We start from the raw sequence: 5,817 nt of genomic DNA, 5'->3' as shown, positions 1-5,817 counted from the left end.
CAGTTCATTTGATGTGGGGGCTTTTTATGTCTTGCGGCAGCTTGATTGTGGACTGGCCGCAAGCTGACCATGGGCTGACCGCGGGTTGACCGTGGCTGACCGCTGGTTGGCCGTAGGTTGGCCGCAACCTAATCGCAGCCCAATCGCAGCCCGATACCGTTCAAGAAAATTGTCTCAAAAAGTGGACAAAAGTCCTTATTTTTATTTTTGCTAGCAGGTACAATTACTCAAACTTAAGCCAAAACTGTCCTGTAATGAGGACTCACGAAGCAAGAACAGCGAGGTCTCGTGTGAACGTTCTAACCTACCTTGACAGTCTTGATTCTGATGTTCGGAAGAAGATCATCAAATGGGCTTCTCGCGTTCCCGCTAATCGTCTTTCTCATTGTAGGCAGATTCGTCTTAATTCCGGACAGACCCTTGTCCACATGCTGGACCGCGTTGATAACGTGTACATTCTGTGCCGCGGTACCGTGCGCACCACGTCGCATAATTCCGCAGGTAGCACGTATGTTATTGACGAGTATCGTGCGCCCGTTGCTTTTGGTGAGATGGAAGTTATCAGCGAGAGCCCGTTTTATCTTGGGTCGCTCACCGCAACTTCCGGCTGCGAGTTTATTTCGGTTCCACGCGAGGACTACCTGCAGTGGATTCGTTCGGACCCCGAGGCACTTCTTACCCGCTCGCGCTGGATTATTAAGAACCTCACACGTCAATCCGGTTACGAGCGCAGCCTGCTGACCTGGAGCGGTACCAAGCGCCTGATGTACATGCTTAGTGAGCTGACGCGCGATCAGATTCACCGCGGCGTCGTTGAGTGGCCGTTTACCGTGCGTCTGACCAGGCAAGAGCTTGCGGACAAGATTGGTACCAGCACAAAGACTGTTGCCCGCGGTATCGACGAGCTTAAGGAGAGGGGCATGGTTTCTGTTCAGCACGGCAAGATTGTCATTACCGAGAGGCAGTTCCAGCGCCTCGATGACGCAATGAAACACGAGGGAGAAACCCACCTTCTGGACTAACCTCTGTACCTGGCACAACGCTTGGGCAAGACCGTTCTTCTCGCCCCGAACGTTGCGCATCTCACCTGGCATGACGCGCTTCTCGCGCCACGCCGTACCTGGAACGACCGACGTACCCGTCGCAATCACAAACCTGTTTTTGCAGGATAAACGTAAGGAGCACTAATGAGCGAGTTCATGGACATCATCACTTCCGACAACCTCTCGTACAAGCAGAAGGTTCTGCACCTGGCTCAGGCTGCCGAGAACTCCGAGCACCCTATCAAGACAACTGCTGAGTTTGACCGTCTTTTTGCAGCTCACGCTCTTGACGACATGTGTGAGGGCAACGCTCCTTACCGCCCTCGCTACATCTGCCCTGACTACCAGGTATTTGCTCAGAACGGTTCCGAGTTTTTGCGCTTTGACAAGCCAGAGACCCTTGATGACCTGCTCTGGGGCCTTGCCGCTCTCTACGACAACGTTCCATCTGTCACCAGCCGCCCTGTGTACGTTGGCCAGCTGGACAAGATTATCGATCCGTTCCTGGAGGGCATGACCGACGCAGAGATTAAGCCTCGTCTGCGCCGCTTCCTGAACCACATCGACCGCACCGTTGCAAGTGGTTATTGCCACGCAAACATTGGTCCAGAGGACACTCGCGCAGGTAGACTGCTGCTTGAGGTTGACCGCGAGCTCATGAACGCCGTTCCAAACTTCACCCTCAAGTACGATCCAGAGATCACATCTGACGAGTTCATGCGCCTGGCAGTCAAGACCACCATGGTCTGCTCCAACCCTGCTTTTGCTAACCACCGCATCCACAAAGAGACCTACCCTGGCGAGTACACCGTTGTAAGCTGCTATAACGTCCTTCCTATGGGTGGTGGCGCTTACACTTTGAGCCGCGTACTTCTCCCTGGCCTTGCAAAACTTGCAACCAACGTTGACGACTTCATGAACAACCTGCTGCCAACCGCAACCGGCGAGGTTCTGAACTTCATGAACGAGCGCGTCCGCTTTATGGTTGAGGATTCCAACTTCTTTGAGACCAGCTTCCTGGCTCAGGAAGGCCTCATTTCTCGCGAGCGCTTCTGCGGCATGTTTGGCGTTGCCGGCATGAGCGAGTGCGTCGCTGAGCTGCTGCACCTTGATAGCAGCCGCACCTACGGCAAGGATGACGAGGCCAACGAGCTGGCCGACAAGATCATGGTCAAGATTGCCGACCAGGTCAACAGCTTTGACGCCGTATACTCCGAGGTCTTTGGCGGCCGCTTCACCCTGCACGCACAGGCTGGCTTCTCCGACCAGCAGGGCGTTACCCCAGGTGTCCGCATCAAGGTTGGCGACGAGCCTGCAAATCTCTACGACCACATTCGCCACAGTGCTCGCATGCACCGCTTCTTCAACAGTGGCGTCTCCGACATCTTCCCAGCTGAGCCAACTGCTGAGCGTAACCCAGACGCTGTTGTTGACGTGGTCAAAGCCGCATTCTCCATCGACGACAAGTACCTCTCGTTCTACAGCTCCGAGGGTGACCTGGTCCGCATTACCGGCTTCCTGGCTAAGCGCTCTGAGATGAAGAAATTCCAGTCCGGCGACGTTGTCCTTCAGGACACCGCTCACGACGGCCTGGGCAACTTCACCGCCAACCACCTTGGCGAGCGCAAGGTTCGCATGAGCGACTAGCGAGAAGAGCTGCGCAATCGTGACCTTCACTGCAACAGAAACAACTTTGGGAGCAACGCGCGGCGAAGCGGCGCGTCCCGCAACCGCAAGCGTCCCGGCAACCGATTCAGGAGCAACACATCCAACTGGGTGTGTTGCTCCTGTCAACAAGATCATTCCCTTCTCGCTGGTAGATGGCCCAGGAAGCCGAACCGCCGTCTTCCTGCAGGGCTGCAACATTCGCTGCGCCTACTGCCACAACCCCGAGACCCAGGTGGAATGCATCTCCTGCCAGGCATGCGTCAAGCCATGCCCAGCTCACGCCCTGTCCGTGGCTGACGGCAAGGTTGTGTGGGACAACTCCATTTGCATCAACTGCGACAACTGCATCAAGGTTTGCCAGCATAAATCCACGCCAAAGATTGAGTTGCTCAGCGCAAGAGAGGTGGCCGACCGCTGCATTTCTAACATGCCGTTCATCCGCGGAATCACCACTTCAGGCGGCGAATGCATGCTCCGTCCCGACTTCCTCTACGAGCTCTTCACCTACTGCAATGCCGCTGGTCTGAACTGCCTCATCGACTCAAACGGCACCATCGACTTCACCGAGTACCGCGATCTGCTGAATCTCTCAAGCGGCGTCATGCTTGACGTTAAGGCTTGGGATGATCAGTGGTTTGAGCACCTGACCGGAGAAAATGGCGTCACAGTCCGCAAAAACCTTGCGTTTTTGGCCGAGCAAAACAAGCTCGAAGAGGTCCGCGTCATCGTTACCGAGGGCTGGAACGATGCTGAAGCCGCAGTTGACGGCATTGCCACAACCCTTGGCGAGAAGGTTGGTCAGACGCGCATTCGCCTTATGAAGTTCAGGCACTTTGGCGTCCGCGGTCCGATGGAGAACTCCCCTTCTCCAAGCGATGAGCGCATGCAGGCGATTGAGTCGCAGGCCCGTAAGCTGGGCTTTGGCGAGGTTGTCGTCAGCTAGTTGCCACGGCGGGTGCGCGATACGACTCGCCGCTCCGGCGGGTTTCTCGCCACGATTGTTACTGCAGCTTACACGGGTTTCTCGCCAGTTTTTGTGCCCTTTTCACTGCAACAATTAACGACCTCGCAGCACATGCTACGAGGTCGTTTTCATTTACTTATCAGTGAAGTGTCGGTACGGCAAGCTCCTGATCAGCGAGCTACTCGGTGACGATAGCGATTCCGCTGGAGCAGCCCAGGCGATCTGCGCCAGCCGCAACCATTGCCTCAGCGTCAGCCTTATTGTGGATGCCGCCAGCAGCCTTAACCTTGCAAGTGTCGCCGACAGTCTGCTTCATCAGAGCAACGTCGTGAACAGTTGCGCCGCCGGTGCTGAAGCCAGTGCTTGTCTTAACAAACGCGGCTCCAGCGGCCATGCAATCTTTGCAAGCACGAACGATTTGCTCGTCATCAAGCAGGCAGCACTCCAGGATTACCTTAACGGGCACGGAACCAGCGGCCTCAACGACAGCCTTGATATCAGCGATAACGTAGTCGTCGTCGCCAGCGACCAGGTGGCCACCGTTGATGACCATGTCAATCTCGGTAGTGCCGTCGGCAACGCTCTGCTTGGCCTCGGCGACCTTAGCTGCAGTTGAAGCGGCACCCAGAGGGAAACCGATGCAGGAAGTAATGCCAACTCCAGAGCCCTCGAGCTCGGCGTGAGCCAGGGAAACCCAGCAAGAATTGATGGCGACAGTTGCAAACTTGTACTGCTTTGCCTCGGCGCAAAGTTTCTTGATGTCTTCAGCGGTTGCGTTTTGCTTCAAATTTGTATGGTCGATAAGGCCGTTAACTTCCACGATTTTCTCCTTCTGGCTGTGCGATTATGAGCGGTTTGTGCCCCTCTATTGTACGGCAAACGGTGCATAAAAGACGTGGCAGCTGGTTTTGCTACCTGGATTTGAATAGCCGTGTCCAGAGCTCCCGCTGTCGCTCTTCAAGATCTGACATAGTCGTGTCACGTGCAGTTATTCCAGTAGATTCGCGAATCTGGCGGACCAAGCCCTGAACGCTTTCAAAGCTTTTAAGCATCTCGCCAGATACCGAAAAATGCGGACACTGAACGCCCGTTACCAGCTCGTTTTCCCTGTCCAGGTCTCGCGTGATTTTTTGATTGCCAGAATGCGTTACCGCGGGATCATAATCTAGCAACACTGTAGCCCGCTTCTGCCTCTTGTCCTTGAGCTGAATGGTTAGGTCAGGAATTCGAGTGATTTTCTCGCCATATCGATTTTCCAGCTCAATAGGCTTGTTGAGCTCAACGGTTCCTAGGTTAAAGCCACCAAGGTTATACGGGAGGCACAATAGCAGCGCAAGCGAGGCCTCTCGGGGCGACCGAGCTTTCTCTACGATGTGTTGAAGTGCTCGTTTAGCTGGAATGATGCCACGCTTTCTTCCTTGTGTGGCAAGAAACTTTGCAATTGCAGCGCGATTTGTCAGAGGGCCATTTTGGCGTTGTGAAACTCCACCGTGACCATTTTGGTTCAAAAAATAATCAGAACACAGCGCACTACCTGCAAGAATTGTTCCGATGAAATCGAGTTTTGACGCGATCTGCAAATAAGTGAATTCTGGAGATGTCACAAATCCTTTTAAGTCAGTATCTATTGGCAGGAGTGACGAAGGTAAAACGTTCGTATTACAGATGTGAAGCGCAACATTTGCTCTTGTAGACGCAGAATTCACATCACGAATTAGCAGGTCAACCTTACCATTAGACTCCTGGTGAAGACGCACGCCTTGTATTTCCGGCAGGTGTCCATAGTAGACGGCAAACTCTCGTTCCATGGCCGCTCCAGGTGTAGACTCGGGAACAAGTGGCGCTCTGACCATAGCATTTGCTGCCGACGACGAATCAAATAGCCTAGAGGAACTCATTAATAAATTAAACGCTGAAAAGTACGAAAGACAGTAATCCATAGCACTCCTTCGCGAAAAAGTATGAATTCCATACCCGGAAATGGCGCAAGTAATCTGACCGATTTGAAATCACACAGGAAATCTGTGCAAGATTTGTCGTTTGGCACCCTGCGGGAGTTCATCATGTAACTTCTCTGGCTTGGTTTCAAAATTCTGAATAATTCTGCAATTAAATTCATTTCCATGAATACGTAATTTTTGA

General features: G+C 53.6%; 5 protein-coding genes. 3 read left to right on the top strand and 2 right to left on the bottom strand.

Features of this window, described 5'->3' with window-relative positions; translation table 11 throughout:
- Window positions 1-290: 290 nt before the first annotated feature.
- The 3 genes from HMPREF1647_RS06115 (at window position 291) to HMPREF1647_RS06105 (ending at window position 3,654) form a co-directional block, all read left to right on the top strand.
- Window positions 291-1,022: a Crp/Fnr family transcriptional regulator gene (locus tag HMPREF1647_RS06115; protein ID WP_035433088.1), complete on the top strand. Its 732-nt coding sequence runs from the start codon at window positions 291-293 to the stop codon at window positions 1,020-1,022.
- 165 nt (window positions 1,023-1,187) lie between these two features.
- The gene (locus HMPREF1647_RS06110) at window positions 1,188-2,690 is read left to right on the top strand and encodes a YjjI family glycine radical enzyme (protein ID WP_035433086.1); all 1,503 of its coding nucleotides are present in this window, start codon (window positions 1,188-1,190) and stop codon (window positions 2,688-2,690) included.
- Window positions 2,691-2,709: 19 nt separating this feature from the next.
- A complete protein-coding gene (locus HMPREF1647_RS06105) occupies window positions 2,710-3,654 on the top strand; it encodes a YjjW family glycine radical enzyme activase (protein WP_262363826.1) in 945 nt (314 codons plus the stop codon).
- Between the two features lie 199 nt (window positions 3,655-3,853).
- Here HMPREF1647_RS06105 and deoC read toward each other — a convergent pair whose 3' ends face one another.
- Both deoC and HMPREF1647_RS06095 read right to left on the bottom strand, forming a co-directional pair.
- Entirely contained in the window at window positions 3,854-4,495 is a 642-nt protein-coding gene (gene deoC, locus HMPREF1647_RS06100) for a deoxyribose-phosphate aldolase (RefSeq protein ID WP_035433084.1), read from the bottom strand.
- A 91-nt stretch (window positions 4,496-4,586) separates the two neighbouring features.
- Window positions 4,587-5,615 carry a hypothetical protein gene (locus tag HMPREF1647_RS06095; protein WP_035433082.1) on the bottom strand — a complete coding sequence of 343 codons (1,029 nt, stop codon included), beginning with the start codon at window positions 5,613-5,615 and terminating at the stop codon, window positions 4,587-4,589.
- Window positions 5,616-5,817 lie beyond the last annotated feature (202 nt).

The organism is Lancefieldella parvula DNF00906 (genome assembly GCF_000758945.1).
Classification (GTDB): Bacteria; Actinomycetota; Coriobacteriia; order Coriobacteriales; family Atopobiaceae; genus Lancefieldella; species Lancefieldella parvula_C.
Note: the sequence above shows the minus strand (reverse complement) of the source record. Positions and strands in the feature narration are given on the sequence as shown.

Bases quoted from the DNA above. Each gene is read 5' to 3' on its own strand.
- HMPREF1647_RS06110 (WP_035433086.1), top strand. From the start codon at position 1,188: ATGAGCGAGTTCATGGACATCATCACTTCCGACAACCTCTCGTACAAG.
- HMPREF1647_RS06095 (WP_035433082.1), bottom strand. From the start codon at position 5,615: ATGGATTACTGTCTTTCGTACTTTTCAGCGTTTAATTTATTAATGAGT.